Origin of the sequence: Enterobacter cloacae complex sp. P13B (assembly GCF_014895915.1) — a bacterium.
In the GTDB taxonomy this organism is placed as follows: Bacteria; Pseudomonadota; Gammaproteobacteria; order Enterobacterales; family Enterobacteriaceae; genus Enterobacter; species Enterobacter bugandensis.
In genome coordinates this window covers 109487-128845 of sequence record NZ_JADBQN010000018.1, presented here as the reverse complement: position 1 = coordinate 128845, position 19359 = coordinate 109487, and the positions used below count along the sequence as shown (strand labels likewise).

20 protein-coding genes are annotated in these 19359 nt (G+C 56.1%); 9 read left to right on the top strand and 11 right to left on the bottom strand.

Features of this window, described 5'->3' with window-relative positions:
• The first annotated feature begins 182 nt into the window (after positions 1-182).
• Complete coding sequence (locus IM273_RS10035; protein WP_014882205.1) at positions 183-536, top strand: DUF4156 domain-containing protein; 354 nt, start codon at positions 183-185, stop codon at positions 534-536.
• A 63-nt stretch (positions 537-599) separates the two neighbouring features.
• On the opposite strand, the gene epmB is transcribed toward IM273_RS10035, so the two are convergent.
• A complete protein-coding gene (gene epmB / locus IM273_RS10030) occupies positions 600-1628 on the bottom strand; it encodes an EF-P beta-lysylation protein EpmB (RefSeq protein WP_193051776.1) in 1029 nt (342 codons plus the stop codon).
• Positions 1629-1668: 40 nt separating this feature from the next.
• On the opposite strand from epmB, the gene efp reads away from it, so the two are divergent.
• From efp to ecnB, 3 genes are all read left to right on the top strand, one after another.
• Positions 1669-2235, top strand: a complete 567-nt coding sequence (efp, locus tag IM273_RS10025) for an elongation factor P (RefSeq protein ID WP_003855940.1) — start codon at positions 1669-1671, stop codon at positions 2233-2235.
• A 58-nt stretch (positions 2236-2293) separates the two neighbouring features.
• Positions 2294-2425 carry an entericidin A/B family lipoprotein gene (locus IM273_RS10020; protein WP_028015234.1) on the top strand — a complete coding sequence of 44 codons (132 nt, stop codon included), beginning with the start codon at positions 2294-2296 and terminating at the stop codon, positions 2423-2425.
• 108 nt (positions 2426-2533) lie between these two features.
• Positions 2534-2680 (top strand): lipoprotein toxin entericidin B, encoded by a 147-nt coding sequence (gene ecnB / locus IM273_RS10015; protein WP_003855942.1) that lies wholly within the window; start codon positions 2534-2536, stop codon positions 2678-2680.
• Positions 2681-2720: 40 nt separating this feature from the next.
• Here the strand turns inward: ecnB and IM273_RS10010 are convergent, their stop codons facing one another.
• The gene (locus IM273_RS10010) at positions 2721-3320 is read right to left on the bottom strand and encodes a LuxR C-terminal-related transcriptional regulator (protein ID WP_041911497.1); all 600 of its coding nucleotides are present in this window, start codon (positions 3318-3320) and stop codon (positions 2721-2723) included.
• 259 nt (positions 3321-3579) lie between these two features.
• On the opposite strand from IM273_RS10010, the gene sugE reads away from it, so the two are divergent.
• Entirely contained in the window at positions 3580-3897 is a 318-nt protein-coding gene (gene sugE / locus IM273_RS10005; RefSeq protein WP_006178944.1) for a quaternary ammonium compound efflux SMR transporter SugE, read from the top strand.
• On the opposite strand, the gene IM273_RS10000 is transcribed toward sugE, so the two are convergent.
• The gene (locus tag IM273_RS10000; protein ID WP_028015236.1) at positions 3894-4424 is read right to left on the bottom strand and encodes a lipocalin family protein; all 531 of its coding nucleotides are present in this window, start codon (positions 4422-4424) and stop codon (positions 3894-3896) included. The genes sugE and IM273_RS10000 overlap by 4 nt on opposite strands.
• A 105-nt stretch (positions 4425-4529) precedes the next feature.
• Positions 4530-5675, bottom strand: coding sequence for an ACT family cephalosporin-hydrolyzing class C beta-lactamase (blaACT, locus tag IM273_RS09995; protein WP_193051775.1), 1146 nt, complete (start codon positions 5673-5675; stop codon positions 4530-4532).
• Between the two features lie 132 nt (positions 5676-5807).
• Between blaACT and ampR the strand changes: the two genes are divergently transcribed.
• Entirely contained in the window at positions 5808-6683 is an 876-nt protein-coding gene (ampR, locus tag IM273_RS09990; RefSeq protein WP_193051774.1) for a LysR family transcriptional regulator AmpR, read from the top strand.
• 29 nt (positions 6684-6712) lie between these two features.
• On the opposite strand, the gene frdD is transcribed toward ampR, so the two are convergent.
• The 4 genes from frdD to frdA are packed head-to-tail and all read right to left on the bottom strand — an operon-like array spanning position 6713 to position 10006.
• Positions 6713-7072 carry a fumarate reductase subunit FrdD gene (frdD, locus tag IM273_RS09985; RefSeq protein ID WP_000609653.1) on the bottom strand — a complete coding sequence of 120 codons (360 nt, stop codon included), beginning with the start codon at positions 7070-7072 and terminating at the stop codon, positions 6713-6715.
• Positions 7073-7082: 10 nt separating this feature from the next.
• Positions 7083-7478, bottom strand: a complete 396-nt coding sequence (gene frdC, locus IM273_RS09980; RefSeq protein WP_028015239.1) for a fumarate reductase subunit FrdC — start codon at positions 7476-7478, stop codon at positions 7083-7085.
• Positions 7479-7488: 10 nt separating this feature from the next.
• Positions 7489-8223 carry a fumarate reductase iron-sulfur protein gene (gene frdB, locus IM273_RS09975; RefSeq protein ID WP_193051773.1) on the bottom strand — a complete coding sequence of 245 codons (735 nt, stop codon included), beginning with the start codon at positions 8221-8223 and terminating at the stop codon, positions 7489-7491.
• The gene (gene frdA, locus IM273_RS09970) at positions 8216-10006 is read right to left on the bottom strand and encodes a fumarate reductase (quinol) flavoprotein subunit (protein ID WP_193051772.1); all 1791 of its coding nucleotides are present in this window, start codon (positions 10004-10006) and stop codon (positions 8216-8218) included. Before frdA ends, frdB begins: the two co-directional genes overlap by 8 nt.
• Before the next feature lie 310 nt (positions 10007-10316).
• On the opposite strand from frdA, the gene epmA reads away from it, so the two are divergent.
• Entirely contained in the window at positions 10317-11294 is a 978-nt protein-coding gene (epmA, locus tag IM273_RS09965; RefSeq protein ID WP_045261279.1) for an elongation factor P--(R)-beta-lysine ligase, read from the top strand.
• A 198-nt stretch (positions 11295-11492) separates the two neighbouring features.
• Positions 11493-12992 carry a glutamate/gamma-aminobutyrate family transporter YjeM gene (gene yjeM, locus IM273_RS09960; RefSeq protein WP_045261278.1) on the top strand — a complete coding sequence of 500 codons (1500 nt, stop codon included), beginning with the start codon at positions 11493-11495 and terminating at the stop codon, positions 12990-12992.
• A 37-nt stretch (positions 12993-13029) separates the two neighbouring features.
• On the opposite strand, the gene mscM is transcribed toward yjeM, so the two are convergent.
• The 3 genes from mscM to rsgA all read right to left on the bottom strand — a co-directional run bounded on the left by mscM (position 13030) and on the right by rsgA (position 18491).
• Positions 13030-16353, bottom strand: coding sequence for a miniconductance mechanosensitive channel MscM (mscM, locus tag IM273_RS09955; RefSeq protein WP_048999792.1), 3324 nt, complete (start codon positions 16351-16353; stop codon positions 13030-13032).
• Positions 16354-16372: 19 nt separating this feature from the next.
• On the bottom strand, positions 16373-17341 hold the full coding sequence (gene asd / locus IM273_RS09950; RefSeq protein ID WP_028015245.1) for an archaetidylserine decarboxylase: 969 nt from the start codon (positions 17339-17341) through the stop codon (positions 16373-16375).
• A gap of 97 nt (positions 17342-17438) precedes the next feature.
• Positions 17439-18491, bottom strand: a complete 1053-nt coding sequence (rsgA, locus tag IM273_RS09945) for a small ribosomal subunit biogenesis GTPase RsgA (protein ID WP_032644955.1) — start codon at positions 18489-18491, stop codon at positions 17439-17441.
• Positions 18492-18598: 107 nt separating this feature from the next.
• Here rsgA and orn point away from each other — a divergent pair, with 107 nt between their 5' ends.
• Positions 18599-19144: an oligoribonuclease gene (orn, locus tag IM273_RS09940; RefSeq protein ID WP_028015247.1), complete on the top strand. Its 546-nt coding sequence runs from the start codon at positions 18599-18601 to the stop codon at positions 19142-19144.
• The last annotated feature ends 215 nt before the right edge of the window (positions 19145-19359 follow it).

Genomic DNA, 19359 nt, shown 5'->3' with positions numbered 1-19359 from the left:
CGATCGAGGGCTAAAACACGATATCCCAAAGGGCATTATCAGAATTCATTTAAGATGTCGGAGGAGTGATGTACGGAATCCGGCTCGCAGAAATGCGCGGGGATTTTTCTTTTAGTCATCTTTTAGGTATAAGATTTACACACGGACAATTACTGTCCAGCTTATTGAAAACGAGGAATAACATGCGCGTAAAAGTCTGTGCAGGGATCGTAGGAGCAGCGTTGCTGCTGGCGGGTTGTAGCTCCAGCAATGAACTGTCGGCAGCGGGCCAGGGCGTTCGCTTTGTGGAAGATAAGCCAGGCAGCGAATGCCAGCTGTTAGGCACGGCCACCGGTGAACAAAGTAACTGGATGTCGGGTCAGCACGGTGAAGAAGGCGGCTCTATGCGCGGTGCGGCGAATGCCTTGCGTAACCAGGCTGCTGCAATGGGGGGGAACGTGATTTACGGCGTGAGCAGCCCGACGCAAGGAATGCTCTCCAGCTTCGTGCCAACGGCCAGCCAGATGAGCGGCCAGGTCTATAAGTGCCCGAACTGAGTTTACTTGCTGATGGCGCTGCGCCCACCTCGTAGGGCAGGTAAGCGTAGCGCCACCTGCCTTTTAGCGCTGCCGCAGTTGCAAATCCAGCGGCGTCTTACTCGGCTCTCCGCCAATCTCGCGTGCCAGCTTCGGCACCATATAACCTGAAACCAGCGTTAACAGCTCGCGCATAATTTGTCGGGCTTCCTCATCCGTCACCATGAAATGCGCCGCGCCCTGCACGCGATCCAGCACATGCAGGTAATAGGGCATCACGCCTGCGTCAAACAAGGCATTGCTGAGATCGGCCAGCACCCGGGCACTGTCGTTCACGCCGCGCAACAATACGCTCTGGTTGAGCAGCGTCACGCCCGCCTTACGCAGACACGCCATCGCCGCGCGAAATTCATCGTCGATCTCGTTCGCGTGGTTGATATGGTTTACCAGCAGCACCTGTAGACGTGACTGCTCCAGGCGCGTGACCAGGGCGTCGGTAATACGCGCCGGGATGACGATCGGTAAACGGCTGTGAATGCGCAGACGTTTGATGTGCGGGATGGCTTCAAGCTGCGTCAAAAGCCAGTCCAGTTCATGATCTTTTGCCATCAGCGGGTCACCGCCGGAAAAAATAATCTCATCCAGCTCTGGATGGGCGGCGATATAGTCCAGCGCAACCTGCCAGTTGCGCTTATTTCCCTGGTTTTCGGCATACGGGAAGTGCCGACGGAAGCAGTAACGACAATTTACCGCACAGCCGCCTTTTACCAGCAGCAGGGCGCGATTGAGATATTTGTGCAGTAAACCCGGCACCACGCTGTTTTGCTCTTCCAGCGGATCGGTGCTGTAGCCCGGTGCTGTAATAAACTCATCCTGCGACGTAAGGGTTTGTTTTAATAAAGGATCGTCAGGGTTGCCTTTTTCCATGCGCGCAACAAACGCGCGGGGAACACGCAGGGCGAAAAGTCGCTTCGCCTCACGGCCAGCAAGCAACTCCGGATGCTGATCGAGGTCTAAAAGACGCAGCAATTCATCAGGACTGGTGATTACATCGGCAAGTTGCGATAACCAATCTTCTCTGGATGGGGTGTTTAGGGTTACAATATGCGCCATTTTGTGGCTTAGCTACCAGTTAACAAATTTAGAGGGCCTTATGGCAACGTACTATAGCAACGATTTTCGTGCTGGTCTTAAAATCATGATGGACGGCGAACCGTACGCGGTTGAAGCCAGCGAATTCGTTAAACCAGGTAAAGGCCAGGCATTCGCACGCGTTAAGCTGCGCCGCCTGCTGACCGGCACCCGTGTTGAGAAAACCTTCAAATCTACTGACTCCGCTGAAGGCGCTGATGTTGTCGATATGAACCTGACTTACCTGTACAACGACGGTGAGTTCTGGCACTTCATGAACAACGAAACCTTCGAGCAGCTGTCTGCTGACGCGAAAGCGATTGGCGATAACGCGAAGTGGCTGCTGGATCAGGCTGAGTGCATCGTGACCCTGTGGAACGGCCAGCCTATCGCCGTTACCCCACCAAACTTTGTTGAGCTGGAAATCGTTGAAACCGATCCAGGTCTGAAAGGTGACACCGCGGGTACTGGCGGCAAGCCAGCAACGCTCTCCACCGGCGCTGTGGTGAAAGTACCGCTGTTCGTACAGATCGGTGAAGTGATCAAAGTGGATACTCGCTCCGGCGAATACGTATCTCGCGTGAAGTAATTTACGTCATGATTCGAGGCGCAGCGCCCGCTGCGCCTGATTTTTGCAGGCAGGGATGATGAAACGTACCGTTAAAATTCTGCTTCTGTTAGCGCTCTCCAGCGTACTGCTTTCCGGCTGTAACACCGCCCGTGGCATGGGGGAAGATATCCAGGACCTCGGTCATATCATTTCTCACGCAGCCAGCTAAGTCCGTCTAATTTTCCTAAAATTGCTTCCTTTTCCGTCAATCGGCGGGATCTTGTCTATTCTTAAGTTGCTATACACAAAACAACTTTGGCTATAAAAGGAAGATATTATGGTTAAGAAAACAATTGCAGCGATCTTTTCTGTCCTCGTGCTTTCCTCCGTGTTGACTGCATGTAATACCACCCGCGGCGTAGGGGAAGATATCTCCGACGGTGGTAACGCGATTTCTGGTGCAGCAACTAAAGCTCAGAACTAATGAAGCATGGACGGTACGGCTCGTGAGTTTCACCGTACCGTCAATTCTCTGCTTCCTGCAGGGATAAAAACGGTGAAAAGCGTGTATCCATATGCAGCTTCATGCGGATATTGCGTTTATAGGTATAAACCGTTTTTCCGTTAATGCTCAGGTGAGCGGCTATCTTTTGGTTGCTCGCGCCGTCCATCCATAACGTCAACACTTTCTCCTCCTGTCGTGTCAGCAAGGGGGCGGCCACCGTCGGGCGGTACGTGCTTGCGCGCGAAATTAACGCGTCATTGATAACCGTCGCGATTTCCTCAAGCGGGGCATTTTTCATTAGCGAAGACCAGACCGGGAAGTTCCCGAGCCAGGTCGCCAGGTCCTTGTCCTCTCCCGATTGCAGCATAATAAAAGGTAATTTTTCGCTGGCGTTCAGCAAAGAAGAGAGTTGCTGGAAATGGTGAATATCCTGCCTGAAACCATGCAGGTCAGCGATGACCAGCTCAGGTTTCCATTGCAGAATGTGCTCCCTGGCGAGGAATAGATTGTTCAGCCCGGTCACAACGTAGTGCCCCGGGAATAAACCGGAATGATTGAGCCATGCTTCAAACCCGGTGCGGGTGAAGTGACAACGGTCAATCAAAAGAATCTTGAACATATTTTATTCGCAGTCGGCTAGTGGTTTGGCTTCCTGCCATCAGAAAGCACATCATCATAGAGAAGTCCGATGAGCTATAAATGCCTGAACTCCGCGCCATACTGCGGCTATTTCTGGGCTTAACGCGTTCATCAGAAAATGATTGAAAAAAAATCGCACGCTAACCAAAATATAGGGTGTTATCTGCCTTGCGGGACGACCCGTAAGCGCTTCCTTCATCGGGGACGGCCCCAACTGTTTTTAAGTTAAGGAGCCCGAGATGTCCTGGATTATTCTCTTTATTGCTGGTCTGCTCGAAGTGGTATGGGCGATTGGTCTCAAGTACACCCACGGATTTACCCGCCTGACGCCCAGCGTTATTACCGTTACGGCGATGATCGTGAGCATTGTTCTGCTATCGTGGGCAATGCGTTCTCTGCCCGTGGGAACGGCCTATGCCGTCTGGACGGGGATCGGTGCCGTAGGCGCGGCGATTACCGGCATTCTGCTGCTGGGTGAGTCAGCGAGCCTGGCGCGCATTGCCAGCCTCGCTCTGATTGTTGCCGGTATCATTGGGCTGAAGCTCAGTACCCATTAACGGGGCTGTTTTACCCAGATGAGTTTCGACACATCAAACCCCTGTCGGGTCGCGACGTCCAGCATCTGCTGTTTCATTTCTGACGAAATAGTTGGCGTGCGGGAAAGTATCCACAGATAGTCGCGATCCGGCCCGCAGACCAGCGCGTGACGGTACTCTCTGTCGAGCGCTATCACGTTATAGCCGCCATAAAACGGGCCGAAGAAAGAGACTTTGAGCGCGGCCCGTCGCGGGTCGCCAGTGAAGTAGGCTTTCCCGACCGACTGCTGCCACATCTCCCGATCGGGATTATAGCCCCGGTTGATCACCTGAATACCGCCATCATCCATTGGGCTGTAATTTGCAGTAACCTTCTCTAAGCCCTGCTCAAACCGATGGTCGAGGCGCGCGATTTCATACCATGTTCCGAGGAAGCGTTGTGCATCAAAAGGCGTGACGACGGTAACGCCAGGAGGTGGGGTAGGGGAACTGCAGGCAACCACTAAAAACGCGGCTGTCACCGCGGCGATAACAGGCAAAATGCGCATAGGAGTTTCCTTACTGTTTTTTGTTAAGTGTAGATGACGGCAAGGAAAATGTAGTTTTTGTGCGGTGTGTTTCGCCGGGTAAGCGCAGCGCTACCCGGCAATGTTTTACTGCAGCGCGTCGAGGATACGGTATGCCGCCTCAACTCGCGCCGGGTTCGGATAGCTTTTATTCGCCAGCATCACAATGCCGAGCTGCTTTTCAGGAATAAAGGCCACATAGCTGCCAAACCCGCCGGTGGAGCCCGTTTTGTGCACCCATGAGGCCTTAACCGGGGCAACGGGTGGATTCACTTCTCTCGCAGGCAACGGTGCCAGCGCCACCTTGTTATCACTGCCTCCGACGACGGTTTTGGCATCGACCGGCCAGTTAAGCATCTCCCAACCTAACCCCTGATACATGGCACCCACGCGCCAGTAGCGAGACTGCGCCAGCGTAATGCCTTGCTTCAGGGACGTATCCTGCAGCGCGTCAGGGGCCATGTTGGCCATCACCCAGCTCGCCATATCCTGCACGTTGGTTTTCACGCCATATGCCTCTGCGTCCAGCATGCCCGGTGAAACGTGGACCGCTTTACCGTCACGATATCCCCAGGCGTAATGCGTCTCCTCCGCTTTCGGAACGTTAATCCAGGTATGATCCAGCTTGAGCGGCTTAAAGACCCGCGTCGTCATGGCCTGCTCATAGTTCATGCCGGAAGGTTTGACCGCCAGCGCGCCAAAAAGACCGATGCTGGAGTTGGCGTAAAGACGCGTTGTGCCCGGCTTCCACTGAGGCTGCCAGTTTTGATAGAAGCGCAGCAGGGATGCGTTATCTGTGACCTCATCGGGCACCTGTAAAGGCAGGCCACCGGCGGTGTAGGTTGCCAGATCCAGCATGCGAATCCCTTGCCACTGCTTGCCGGTCAGATCAGGCCAATATTTGGTTACCGGATCGCCCAGCGAAATTTCGCCGCGGGCAATAGCATCGCCCCCCAGCACGCCGGTGAAGGTTTTACTTATAGAGCCCAGCTCGAACAGGGTTTGCGGGGTGACGGGTTTGTTCGCCGCGATATCGGCCTTTCCAAAGGTAAAGTAGTGTGGCTGGCCCTGATAAATCACGGCCACCGCCATGCCTGGAATACCCTGCGCTTTCATCAGGGGCGTAACGTTACGTTCTACCACGTCAGCCAGCTGTTTTTCCGACATCGGCGCGGCGAGTACAGAGCAGGATGTGCTGAGCAGCAGGGCGCAGCAAAGGAATTTTTTCATCATCAATTATCTTCCATAATAGCAGGTCAAGGGAGTGTCCGGGCCCGGCAGACCGCTGTAGTCTGTTGGATTTGACTATGGCTGACAAACGGTTAAATTTAGCATGAGCTGTTAATTTTTCTAACGGATGGAACAATGACCCGCAGCTATCTTCCACTTAATTCGCTTCGCGCCTTCGAAGCGGCCGCCCGGCACCTCAGTTTTACGCATGCAGCGATAGAGCTGAACGTTACCCATTCCGCCATCAGCCAGCACGTTAAGGCGCTGGAGCAGCATCTGAATTGCCAGTTGTTTGTCCGCGTCTCGCGCGGCCTGATGCTGACCACGGAGGGTGAAAATCTGCTGCCGGTGCTGAATGATTCATTCGATCGTATCGCCGGAATGCTGGATCGCTTTGCCAGCCAGCGCGCTCAGGAGAAGCTAAAAATTGGCGTAGTAGGGACTTTCGCCACGGGTATCCTGTTCTCTCATCTCGCGGACTTTCGCCGCTGTTATCCGCATATCGATCTTCACCTTTCCACCCATAACAACCGCGTCGATCCGGCTGCTGAAGGGCTTGATTATACGATCCGCTACGGCGGTGGGGCGTGGCACGGCACCGAGGCGCAATTCCTATGCCCTGCGCCGCTGGCGCCACTTTGCTCGCCCGAAATCGCCGGCGTGCTCCAGTCTCCGGCCGACATCCTGAAGTTTACCCTGCTGCGCTCTTACCGACGCGACGAATGGTCGGCGTGGATGCAGGCGGCAGGCGAGCATCCTCCGTCGCCAACGCACCGGGTGATGGTGTTTGATTCGTCTGTCACCATGCTGGAAGCCGCACAGGCAGGTATGGGCATTGCCATTGCGCCTGTCGATATGTTTACCCATTTGCTGAACAGCGAGCGCATCGTGCAGCCGTTTACAACGCAAATTGATCTGGGCAGTTACTGGTTAACGAGACTGCAGTCGCGGGCTGAAACGTCCGGTATGCGTGAATTTGCCCAATGGCTGATAGGAAAGATGCAGAAATAAAAGGCCCGCCGGATGGCGGGCCAGAAGCGTCAGATAGTGACCACGGCAATCAGCGTCACCACGGTCAGGATGGTTGCCAGCCCGTAGAACACCCATTTACCGCTCGGCACATGGATTTTTAGGTCATGCATCGCATGGTGAATGCGGTGCAGGCCGCACCACAGCGGCAGGACGATCATCAGGAAGATGAACACGCGGCCAATAAAGCTGCTCGCAAACGCCAGCACGCGCTCGTAGCTCAGCGCATCGCCCGGGAACAGCCCCAGCGGCAGCATAATGCCGACCAGCAGGATGATTACCGGGGCGATGATGGCACTCCACATGCCGCCTGCGCCAAACAGGCCCCAGAAGACCGGCTCGTCTGAACGTTTTGGATTTGGATTGATCACAGTAGTCTCCTTACCAGAACAGTGCGACAAACAGAATGACAACAGTGACCAGGATCGTCACTGCCCATAGCCCTTTAATGACTGGCTCCGGCCCCATTTTTTCGTCTTTAATGATGATGTTTGCCGCTTTTGGCGCCAGTTCAAACCAGGTTTTGGTATGAAGTAGCGCCGCCGCGAGCGCGATCAGGTTCAGAACCACGATGATTGGGTTTTGCAGGAAACCGACAAAGTTCGCCCAGGTTTCCGGCCCGTGTTTAAGGGCAAAAACGCCATACATTAACTCAAGGCTGAACCAGACCGCCGGTACCGCCGTGCCTTCACGCAGCATATAGAAGCGATAAAACGGCAGGTTTTTCCACCAGGTGGACGGCACAGGCCGCACGTAGGCTTTGCGTTTAGTCGTCATCATGCACTCCTTAGCGTGGTTTCAGGGTAGCGATAAGAAAGTCTTTCGAGCTTTCCACTTTACCCTGCTGAATTGCGGCGGCCGGGTCGACGTGCTTCGGACAGACTTCGGAGCAGTAGCCCACAAACGTACAGGTCCAGACGCCGTTCTGGCCGTTTAGCTGCGCCATACGTTCTTTTTTGCCGTGGTCGCGGCTGTCTTCGTTATAGCGGTGCGCCAGGGTAATGGCGGCCGGGCCGATGAACTCCGGGTTCAGGCCAAACTGAGGACAGGCGGCGTAGCACAGGCCGCAGTTGATGCAGCCGGAGAACTGATGGTATTTCGCCATCTGCGCCGGCGTCTGGGTGTTCGGACCCTGGTCCGGCGTGCGCGGGTTGCCGATGATGTACGGCTTAATCGCTTCCAGGCTTTCGATAAAGTGGGTCATATCGACCACCAGATCGCGCTCAATCGGGAAGTTGCCCAGCGCTTCAACCTTAATGCCCCTGGTGTAATCACGCAGGAAGGTTTTACACGCCAGCTTCGGTACCTTGTTGACCATCATGCCGCAGGAGCCGCAGATCGCCATGCGGCAGGACCAGCGGTAGCTCAGGTCCGGCGCCAGGTTGTCTTTGATATAGCCGAGCGCATCCAGGAGGGAGGTTTGCGCGTCATAAGGCACTTCGTAGAAAGCGCTGTGGGGGGCGGTATCCACTTCCGGGTTGTAGCGCACCACTTCAACTTTCAATTTTTGCATCTCAGCCATTCGCCTTCTCCTTCTTCTCGGCGGCTTCTGCTTCTGCGCCATACACGCGTTTCGCTGGTGGCAGCGTGGTGATTTTCACGTCGCTGTAGTCCAGACGCGTGGTGCCATCCGCATCGCGCCAGGCGAGAGTGTGTTTCAGGAAATTGACGTCGTCACGTTCGGTGCAGCCTTCGTCCAGACGCTGGTGGGCGCCGCGAGACTCTTTACGCGCCAGCGCAGAGTGCGCCATACATTCCGCGACGTTCAGGCCGTGGCCAAGCTCGATGGTATAGAGCAGGTCGGTGTTGAAGACGCTGGAGGTATCGGTGATGCGCACGCGCTTGAAGCGCTCCTGAAGCTCCGCCAGCTTGTCGACGGTTTTCTGCATCAATTCCGGCGTACGGTAGATACCGCAGCCTTCTTCCATCGACAGGCCCATCTCGTCGCGGATCTTCGACCAGTTCTCGTTGCCTTCCTGGTTCACCAGATCCTTCAGGCGTTTTTCAACGTCAGTGACCTGCGCATCCAGCGCCGCACCGTTTGCTTCGCCTGCGGTCGCCGCACGCTCCATGGCGCGCTCGCCCGCCATGCGGCCAAAGACGACCAGTTCTGCCAGCGAGTTAGAGCCCAGACGGTTGGCGCCGTGCAGGCCGACGGAGGAACACTCGCCCACGGCGAACAGCCCTTTAATGCGGGTTTCACACTGCTGGTCGGTTTCAATCCCGCCCATGGTGTAGTGCGCGGTTGGGCGTACCGGTATCGGCTCTTTCACCGGGTCGACGCCCACGTAGGCTTTTGCCAGTTCGCAGATAAACGGCAGACGCTCCAGCAGTTTCTTCTCGCCCAGGTGACGCAGGTCGAGATAGACCACGTCGCCGCGCGGCGTTGAGATGGTGTTGCCCTTGCGCCACTCGTGCCAGAAGGCCTGAGAAACTTTGTCGCGCGGGCCGAGCTCCATGTATTTGTTCTTCGGCTCGCCGAGCGGGGTTTCCGGGCCCATGCCGTAATCCTGCAGATAACGGTAGCCGTTTTTGTTGACCAGAATACCGCCTTCACCGCGGCAGCCTTCCGTCATCAAAATGCCGGAGCCCGGCAGGCCGGTTGGGTGATACTGCACAAACTCCATATCGCGCAGCGGCACGCCGTGGCTCAGCGCCATGCCCATCCCGTCGCCGGTGACGATGCCGCCGTTGGTGTTGTAGCGATAGACGCGTCCCGCACCGCCCGTTGCCATCACCACCGCATTGGCGCGGATCTGGACGAGCGTGCCTTCCATCATATTCATCGCCACCAGGCCACGTGCATGACCGTCGTCGACCAGAATGTCGAGGACAAAATGTTCATCGAAGCGCTGAATTTGTGGGAACTGAAGGGAGGTCTGGAAGAGGGTGTGCAGCATGTGGAAGCCGGTCTTATCGGCGGCGAACCAGGTGCGTTCGATCTTCATGCCACCGAAGCGGCGGACGTTAACGCTGCCGTCCGGGCGGCGGCTCCACGGACATCCCCACTGCTCGAGCTGGGTCATCTCCATTGGGCAATGGTGAACGAAATAATCAACGACATCCTGTTCGCAAAGCCAGTCGCCCCCTGCAACCGTGTCGTGGAAATGGTATTCGAAGCTGTCATGATCCTGCGCGACGGCGGCGGATCCTCCTTCTGCTGCCACCGTGTGGCTGCGCATCGGATAGACTTTTGAAATCAATGCGATTTTAGCGTTCGGGTTGGCTTGTGCCGCAGCAATTGCAGCGCGTAATCCAGCCCCGCCAGCGCCTATTACGGCAAGATCGGCTTGAAAAGTTTGCACGACATTCCTCCAGATTTTTGTTTTCCCGCAATGCGATGCACTAAAGGAAGTTCACCTGCCCGAACGGGCGATTGCGGAAGCGATTCCACTGCTCCTTTATGGGTATAACAGTATAACCGCGTAGATGTGAGGGAAATTTGACGTGTTCGATTTTTTTGCTGTTCTGTGCGGTGATTTATCATCGTGATTGATGAAATGCATCACAGAATAATCCACATAAATGAAATACGCGTTTTTACTGCGCAAAATTTGTCTCTGCCACTGCTAACGAGTAGACTTCGTGCCCTTGTCTGAAATCGGAGAAAAACTCATGAGCGAAACGGCCACCTGGCAGCCGAGCGCATCCATCCCAAATCTGTTAAAACGCGCCGCAATTATGACGGAGATCCGCCGTTTCTTTGCCGACCGCGGCGTCCTGGAGGTGGAAACCCCGTGCATGAGTCAGGCAACGGTAACGGATATTCATCTGGTCCCGTTTGAAACCCGTTTTGTTGGCCCAGGCCACTCCCAGGGCATGAATCTGTATCTGATGACCAGCCCGGAATATCACATGAAGCGCCTGCTGGCGGCGGGGTGTGGTCCGGTGTATCAGCTGTGCCGCAGCTTCCGTAATGAAGAGATGGGGCGTCACCACAACCCGGAATTCACCATGCTGGAGTGGTACCGCCCGCACTATGATATGTACCGCCTGATGAATGAGGTGGACGATTTGCTGCAGCAGGTACTGGACTGCTCAGAAGCCGAAACGCTCTCCTATCAACAGGCCTTCCAGCGCCATCTGGAAATCGATCCGCTGTCGGCGGACAAAGCCCAGCTGCGTGAAGTGGCGGCAAAACTGGATCTGAGCAACGTGGCGGATACCGAAGAGGATCGCGACACGCTGCTGCAGCTGCTGTTCACCTTCGGCGTGGAACCGCAGATTGGCAAAGATCGCCCGACGTTTGTCTATCACTTCCCGGCAAGCCAGGCGTCTCTGGCGCAGATCAGCACCGAAGATCACCGCGTAGCAGAGCGTTTTGAGGTTTACTACAAAGGCATCGAGCTGGCGAACGGCTTCCACGAACTGACCGACGCGCGCGAGCAGGCGCAACGTTTCGAACAGGATAACCGCAAACGCGCCGCGCGCGGTCTGCCGCAGCAGCCGATCGATACCAACCTGCTGGAAGCGTTAAAGGCGGGTCTGCCAGATTGCTCCGGCGTGGCGCTGGGCGTAGACCGTCTGGTGATGCTGGCGCTGGGCGCCGAGCAGCTGGGCGATGTGATTGCCTTTACGGTCGATCGCGCCTAAAGCATGGCCGGGTGGCGCTGTCGCTTACCCGGCATATAGTATCTGTGGCAATATTCCTTTCCATTTCTTCTCCGCAACATTAAAAACTGCCATTTTCTCTGTACACGGGTCTTTTTCTTAAATTGCCTCGTATAGCCACAATATTAGTCTGGTCATCTGCTACCATCCGCGCAGTTTAATTCCTCTTCGGATGGTTATATGTCCCAGTCACTCAAAAAGATGACCCTCACCGGGCTCATCCTGATGATTTTTACGTCAGTTTTTGGCTTTGCCAACAGCCCGTCGGCTTTCTATCTGATGGGCTACAGCGCGACGCCGTTTTATATCGTTTCCGCTCTGTTCTTCTTTATCCCGTTTGCGCTGATGATGGCGGAGATGGGCTCGGCTTACCGGAAAGAAGAGGGCGGTATCTATTCATGGATGAACAACAGCATCGGCCCGCGCTACGCGTTTATCGGCACGTTTATGTGGTTCTCCTCCTACGTCGTCTGGATGGTCAGCACGGCGGCCAAAGTCTGGGTGCCGTTCTCCACGTTTCTTTTCGGCGCGGATAAAACGCAGGTCTGGTCTTTAGCCGGGCTGAGCTCCACGCAGGTGGTCGGGATTCTGGCGGTGTGCTGGATGGTGGTGGTGACGCTGGTGGCGTCAAAAGGCATCAACAAAATTGCCCGTATCACCGCCGTTGGCGGTATTTCCGTGATGTGCCTGAACCTGGTGCTGCTGCTGGTGAGTATCGCCATTCTGTGCCTGAACGGCGGACACTTCGCGCAGGAGGTGAACTTCGTTTCATCGCCTAATCCGGGCTATCAGTCCGGGCTGGCCATGCTCTCCTTCGTGGTATTTGCCATTTTTGCCTACGGCGGTATTGAAGCGGTAGGTGGGCTGGTCGATAAGACCGAGAACCCGGAAAAAAACTTTGCCAAAGGGATTATTTTTGCCGCCATCGTCATCTCCATCGGCTATTCGCTGGCGATTTTCCTCTGGGGCGTTAGCACTAACTGGCAGCAGGTGTTGAGTAACAATACCACTAACCTCGGGAACATCACCTACGTGCTGATGAAAAGCCTGGGAATGACGCTGGGTAACGCCATGCACCTGACGCCGGAAGCATCGGCCACCCTGGGGATCTGGTTTGCGCGCATTACCGGCCTGTCGATGTTCCTTGCCTATACCGGCGCGTTCTTCACGCTAATCTACTCGCCGCTAAAAGCAATCATCCAGGGTACGCCAAAGGCGCTGTGGCCGGCACGCATGACGCAGCTCAATACCGCAGGCATGCCTGCCAACGCCATGTGGATGCAGTGTCTGCTGGTGTGCGTGTTCATTCTGCTGGTGTCATTTGGCGGTGATACCGCGTCTGCGTTCTATAACAAACTGACCCTGATGGCGAACGTGTCGATGACGCTGCCGTACCTGTTCCTGACGCTGGCGTTCCCGTTCTTTAAGGCGAAGCGGGATCTTGAGCGTCCGTTTGTGATCTTCAAAACCCGCGCGGCAACGCTGCTGGCGACCACGGTGGTGGTGCTGGTCGTGGCGTTTGCCAACATCTTTACCGTTATTCAGCCCGTGGTTGAGGCGAACGACTGGAACAGCGCGCTGTGGATGGTCGGTGGGCCAGTCTTCTTCTCGCTGCTGGCGATGGGGATTTATGAGAATTACCGCCGGCGCTCAATGGCGTACGTCACGGAAGTGGCGTAGCGGTAAAATGCCCCTCCCGAAAGGGAGGGGAGAACGATTACAGACTTCCCGCCGGGCGCGATCTTGCCGCCGACGTGAGCGTTTTACCCATCTTGCGTCCGTCCATGCTTTCCAGACGCATCTGGAACGGTGGGAACGGCATATCAATACCGTGCTCGCGGAAGCCCGCCAGAATCAGCTGGTGGATCTCATGGCGCAGCGGCATGCGGTGTCCCATTTCGGCGGCGTAGATACGCAGTTCGAAAATCTGGATCCCCTGCTGTAAATCAACCAGGAATACTTCCGGCGCAGGGTTATCGAGCACCAGCGTACAGCGTTCAGCGGCGGTGTAGAGGATCTGCGTGACCTCTTCACTGTTGGCATCCGACGGCGCCGGTACCGTCAGCACCACGCGCGTAACGGAGTCCGACAGGGACCAGTTGATAAACTGCTCGGTAATAAATGCCTTGTTCGGCACGATGATCTCTTTACGGTCCCAGTCGCTGATCGTGGTGGCGCGGGTGTTGATCTTCGTTACGCTCCCGGTCAGATCGCGGATCGTCACCGTATCGCCAATGCGAATCGGCTTTTCAAACAGGATGATCAGGCCGGATACAAAGTTAGCGAAAATCTCCTGCATGCCAAAGCCAAGGCCAAACGTCAGCGCGGCCACCAGCCACTGCAGTTTAGACCACTCAATACCAATCATTGAGAACCCGACCATTCCGCCAAACAGCAGTATCAGGTATTTCGTAATGGTCGTAATGGCGTATCCCGTGCCGGGGGTTAAATCCAGATGCTGCAGCAGTGCCAGCTCCAGCAGTGCCGGGAAGTTACGCACCAGCTGGGTGGTGATGATCAGCACCAGAATGGCAATCAGCACCGCGCCTAAGGTGATCGGCTCCAGGCTTTCAACGCCCTGCACCGTGGACGTCACGTCCCACAGAGAGATGTTCTCCAGGAAGCCAAACGCGGAGTGAATTTCCGACCACAGGAAGATCACCGACAGAAGGGCAATCAGCATCAGGAGGGAGCGCACCAGGCGCAGAGACTGGGTACTGATGGCATCCAGATCCAGTTCGACCTCGTCCGCATCCATCGTGCCTTCCGTGCTGTTGACATGGGTTGGCTCTTCCTCGCCACGGGCACGCTGAGCGAGGATCTCTGCCCGGCGATGCTTGGCGCGGTCAAAGGCCAGACGGCGGCGCTGGATCAGCATCCCGCGACGGATCACGTGATACACCACCAGCAGCAGGAACCAGATCGCCACCGACGTTTCCAGTCGCGCCAGCAGCGCCTGCGAGGTTGCCAGATAACCTACCGCCGCTGCCAGCATCGCAATCAGAGGAGCGCTCAGCAGCAGGTTCCAGAGCAGCCGGTTGAACATGTTGTCGCCGCTGCCGGATTTATCCAGATAGAGCGGTATCCCCGCGCGTTTCAGGCTGAGCGTGACGATGGCCAGCGCGCCGCAGATCAGCATAAAGCAGAGGCGGCCCAGCGAGCCTGAGAATTCCCGGTCGTTGAGATTATCAAACATGATCAGCGCCATTATCAGCGGCACAATCAACCCGATGCTCATCAGGTAATAGCGCATGGCGCGCGCCACGCGGTTACGAGGCCAGCCAAAGTGGGCGATGAACAGGCCGTTAGGCCGCGCGAACGTCGCGCAAATCATCACCACCCACAGCAACGGTACCGTGGCGGTGACGCCATCGCCAATGGCGACCGCGAGCGGATAGGGCCAGGCTTCCCGCAGGCCATAGCCAAGCGTCATCCACAGCACCGGTAGCGGAGAGGCGACGAGAATCGACCAGAACACGGTGCGCAGCGTCAGCCAGAAGTGATCCTGAGTGACTTTCCCCACCCGCGCGCTGGAACGCTCCAGGAAGCGGGTGAAATGTCTGCGCGAATAAATGCTGAAGCCTACCAGAACCAACGCGCCCAGCAGCGGGAAAATCGTCTCTTTACTGGTCAGCATCATCACGCTGGCCTGTCCGAGCTGGCTAAAGGTGTCGAGCGAAATCAGGCGGCGCAGATCCTGAACGATCTCAATTGGCCACGAGAAGGTCATTGGACGTACGTCGGATGTCCAGAAGAGATAACGGTGCGTAGCCTCGTTCACCTCTTTCAGCGCGTCTTCCAGCTGGCTGTTAGAGACCTTGAGCTTAGTCAGTTCCAGAATCAGCGTATCCCCGCCCTGCAGCAGGGAGTTCAGCAGTTCGCGCTGGGTGCGCAGCTGGGCTTCCAGAATACGGTTTTGCTCGCTGGTCAGAGGTTGTCCGTCAGCCTGACGGATCTGGCGTATTTGCGGCTGCTTATTGAGAAGATCTTCAAAGTGCAGTCGCTGCACGCGCAGCTGGGCCATCTCGGTATCCAGCTGCTGCGGTTTCGGCATTTCCGGCAGGCGCGCGACCTGGGCGCGTAACGCTTCGCCCAGCAGGTTTGATGACCCGAGCCACTGGGACTGCTCGCGCAGGGTGTTGAGCGCCTGGCGCACCTGCAGGGTTTGATTCGTCGCCTGACGCTGCTGGGAGGCAACCAGATCCATACGCTGCGCCTGCTGATTCAGGGCGGCAGAAAGCTCACGGTTGACCTTAAACTGATCGACGATACCTTCCGGCAGATTTGCGCTGTTTTCCGCCAGCAGCTCGGTGCTTTCAAGCGCTCGCTCGGCTTCGCGCTGGCGCTGGCTGTTAAGCAAATTACGCAGGGCCTGAAGGTACGCATCCAGCTGCTCGCTCTGCTTCTGAGCGAGTTCAGAGCGCATCCGCGCCAGCTCCTGGCGGTTGTTGGCGGAAAGCTGCGCCAGCTCCAGCTCATCCACAAGGGCCTTCAGACGGGCAGATTCCGCCTGCAGACCTAGATTTTGCGCCTGAGCCTGCGGCGTGTTGCCGCTTTGCGTACCCACGCGGCGCTCAACGTCGTTAAGCTGGCGGCGGGCGTCGGTTTGCTGCTGCGGAAGCTGGCTGAGGGAGTCGGCAATTTCACGCGCTCGCTCCTGCTCCTGCTGAGCCAGGCGGCTCTTTTCCAGAAGTTGGCTGCTGACCTGCAGGATTTCCTGATTCAGGGCGTCGGTGGTCATGCCTTCCGGCACTTCGCGCGGCTCATCGCGCAGATTAGCGAGTTGCGCGCGCAGCGTTTGCGAGAGTTTAGGGAAGTTGTCGATAACCTGCTGATACTGCTGAGCGCGCTCAAGCGAGCCTTTCCGCTCTTCAAGCGCGTTCAGTGCGGACTGGAGTGACTCAACGGTCTCTGGCTGAGCGGGTTTAGCCGCTTTCGCCTGCTCCAGCTCCTGGGTTATCTGTTTGGCGTCGGGGGCTGTCGCTGCGTACGCCCCCATGCTGAGGCACCAGGCCATCAGTAGAACGATAATCGGGCGCACGTCAGCGATCCTTCTTTTGTTAGCCTTCGTCTTTTTTGTCGTCAACCAGCGGGCTGGCGTCGTGCTCGGCGTCGATCTCTTCTTGTGGCAGCGGAGCAGGTTCTGCATCCGGCGTCACGAAGGTTTCGGTAGAGACCGCCAGCGGCTGACCCAGTTTGGTGACCGACAGGCTTTCGAGCTGCTCAGCCAGCTTCACTTTGCCCGGCGCAAACAGGTTGATGACGGTAGAGCCCAGCTTGAAGCGACCCATCTCCTGGCCTTTCAGCAGGGCGACAGAACCTTCTTCTTCACCGGCAGGCCACGTCCAGCGCTTGATCACGCCTTCACGCGGCGGGGTAATGGTGCCAGCCCAGACGGTTTCGATGCTGCCGACAATGGTCGCGCCCACCAGAATCTGCGCCATAGGGCCGAACTCAGTATCGAACAGGCAGATGACGCGTTCGTTACGGGCAAACAGGTTCGGTACGTTTTGCGCGGTCAGGTGGTTCACGGAGAACAGATCGCCCGGCACGTAGATCATCTCACGCAGGATACCGTTACACGGCATGTGTACGCGGTGGTAGTCGCGCGGTGACAGATAGGTGGTGGCAAAGGTGCCGTTGCGGAACAGGTCCGCCATCAGGTAATTGCCCGCCAGCAGCGCTTCCAGGCTGTAGTTGTGGCCCTTCGCCTGCAGAATTTTGTCGTCTTCGATGTTACCCAACTGGCTGATCACGCCGTCTGCTGGCATCACCAGGACGTTAGGGTCGGTGTTTAGCGGGCGCACTTCGTCGCGCAGCGGGCGCACGAAAAACTCGTTGAACGTGCGGTAGCTGGCGGTGTCCGGCTTCTGCGCTTCTTTCATGTCGACCTTGTAATACTTAACGAAAAGGTCGATGACCAGTTTGGTCAGCCAGCCCGCGCGTTTGCTTGCGCCCCAGCCCGCCAGGCGAGTGAGCCACAGTTTTGGCAGAATGTATTGAAGCGAAAGTTTAAATGCGTTTAACAAGGTAGCCTCCAGGCCATTGTTTTGTCGTTCCTGATCCGGCAGTAAGCCGCCGGAACCTGAAAAAAGGGGACGATTTTAGCGATGCTTAGCTTAGTTGTCAGTTATCAGAATCAGAAAAGTTTTTACGCGTTTTTACCTGATCCATGCTCTCAAGAATGCGGTGGTAATTCTCGAAGCGGGTCTCCGCGATTTCACCTTTCTCAACCGCTTCGCGGATAGCGCAGCCTGGATCGTTATCGTGTTTGCAGTCGCGGTATTTGCAAGCGCCTAAATAATCATGGAATTCGACAAATCCATTAAAGATTTGTTCCGGCTCAAGATGCCATAAACCGAATTCACGCACGCCCGGTGAGTCGATCACATCGCCGCCGTGAGGGAAATGATAGAGACGTGAGGCGGTGGTGGTGTGCTGGCCCAGACCCGAGACGTCAGACACATCGTTAGTGAGAATCTCCTGCTGGAGGCCGAGAAGGTTGTTTAGCAGGCTCGATTTCCCCACGCCGGACTGACCCGCAAAGATGCTGATGCGATCGGTAAGCGCCTCTTCCAGCGGTTTCAGTCCGTCTTTGGTGTAGCTGGAGACCATCAGGACGCGGTAGCCAATCTTGCGGTAGATATCCATCTGCTCATTAACGAAAGCCATGCCTTCGTCATCCAGCAGATCGATTTTGTTCAGCACGATAATCGGTTCAACCTGCAGCGTTTCACAGGCGACAAGGTATCGGTCGATAATATTGAGCGAAAGTTCGGGCAAAATCGCCGATACGATGACAATCTGGTTAATGTTGGCGGCAATCGGCTTCACCCCGTCGTAAAAATCGGGACGGGTTAACACGGACGTACGCTCATGGACCGCTTCAACGATACCTTTTACCGTAACGCCCTCTGCCGCCTCTTTACCCGGTCGCCAGACGACGCGGTCGCCGGTCACCAGAGAACGAATGGTCCGGCGAATGTTACAGCGGTGGATTTCGCCATCGGCGGATTCCACGTCGGCGTGCATACCGAAACGGCTGATAACTACGCCTTCCGTTGGTTCGCCAAACAGGTTGTCGTCGTAATCGACCTTCTCCGAAGTGGTTTTAAGACGGCGCTGATGATTGGCATTCACGCGGCGCTGCTGCCCTTTGGAGAGTTTATTTTTACTCAATCGCACTGGCTCCTGGTCGCCCGTAAGGGGCAAAACCTCTATGATACACTCTAATTAATACTAGTTAACCTGCTACTGCCGGTTATGCGAGAAGGGTGGAAAATAACATGAGCGCGGATGAAAACAACCTGATTTGGATCGATCTCGAAATGACCGGGCTGGATCCCGAGCGCGATCGCATTATTGAGATTGCAACTCTGGTGACCGATGCCAACCTGAATATCCTTGCCGAAGGGCCAACGATTGCGGTGCATCAGTCCGACGACCAGCTTGCGCTGATGGATGAGTGGAACGTGCGTACCCACACCGGCAGCGGTCTTGTCGAGCGCGTGAAGGCGAGCACGCTGGGCGATCGCGAGGCGGAACTGGCGACGCTCGAATTTCTGAAGCAGTGGGTACCAGCGGGTAAATCGCCGATCTGCGGGAACAGCATCGGTCAGGATCGCCGTTTCCTCTTCAAGTACATGCCGGAGCTGGAGTCTTACTTCCATTACCGCTATCTGGACGTGAGCACCCTGAAAGAGCTGGCGCGGCGCTGGAAACCTGAAATTCTGGACGGCTTTAAAAAACAGGGTACGCACCAGGCGATGGACGATATCCGCGAGTCCGTGGCGGAACTCGCGTACTACCGCGAAAACTTTATTAAGCTGTGATTTTGAGATCCGGCACCTTGCGTGGCCGGGTTTTTGTCGTTAAATTGTTCAGCTTGCCGATTAAATAAGCACTTGAACTGAATTTCGAAAAAATCACTTTAAGGGGGGTTGCAGCTAAAAGGATTTCTCGTATAATGCGCCTCCCGTAACGACAGAGAATTACACGTTACGACAGCAACAAAAGCAGTACAGATTTGCGGGAATAGCTCAGTTGG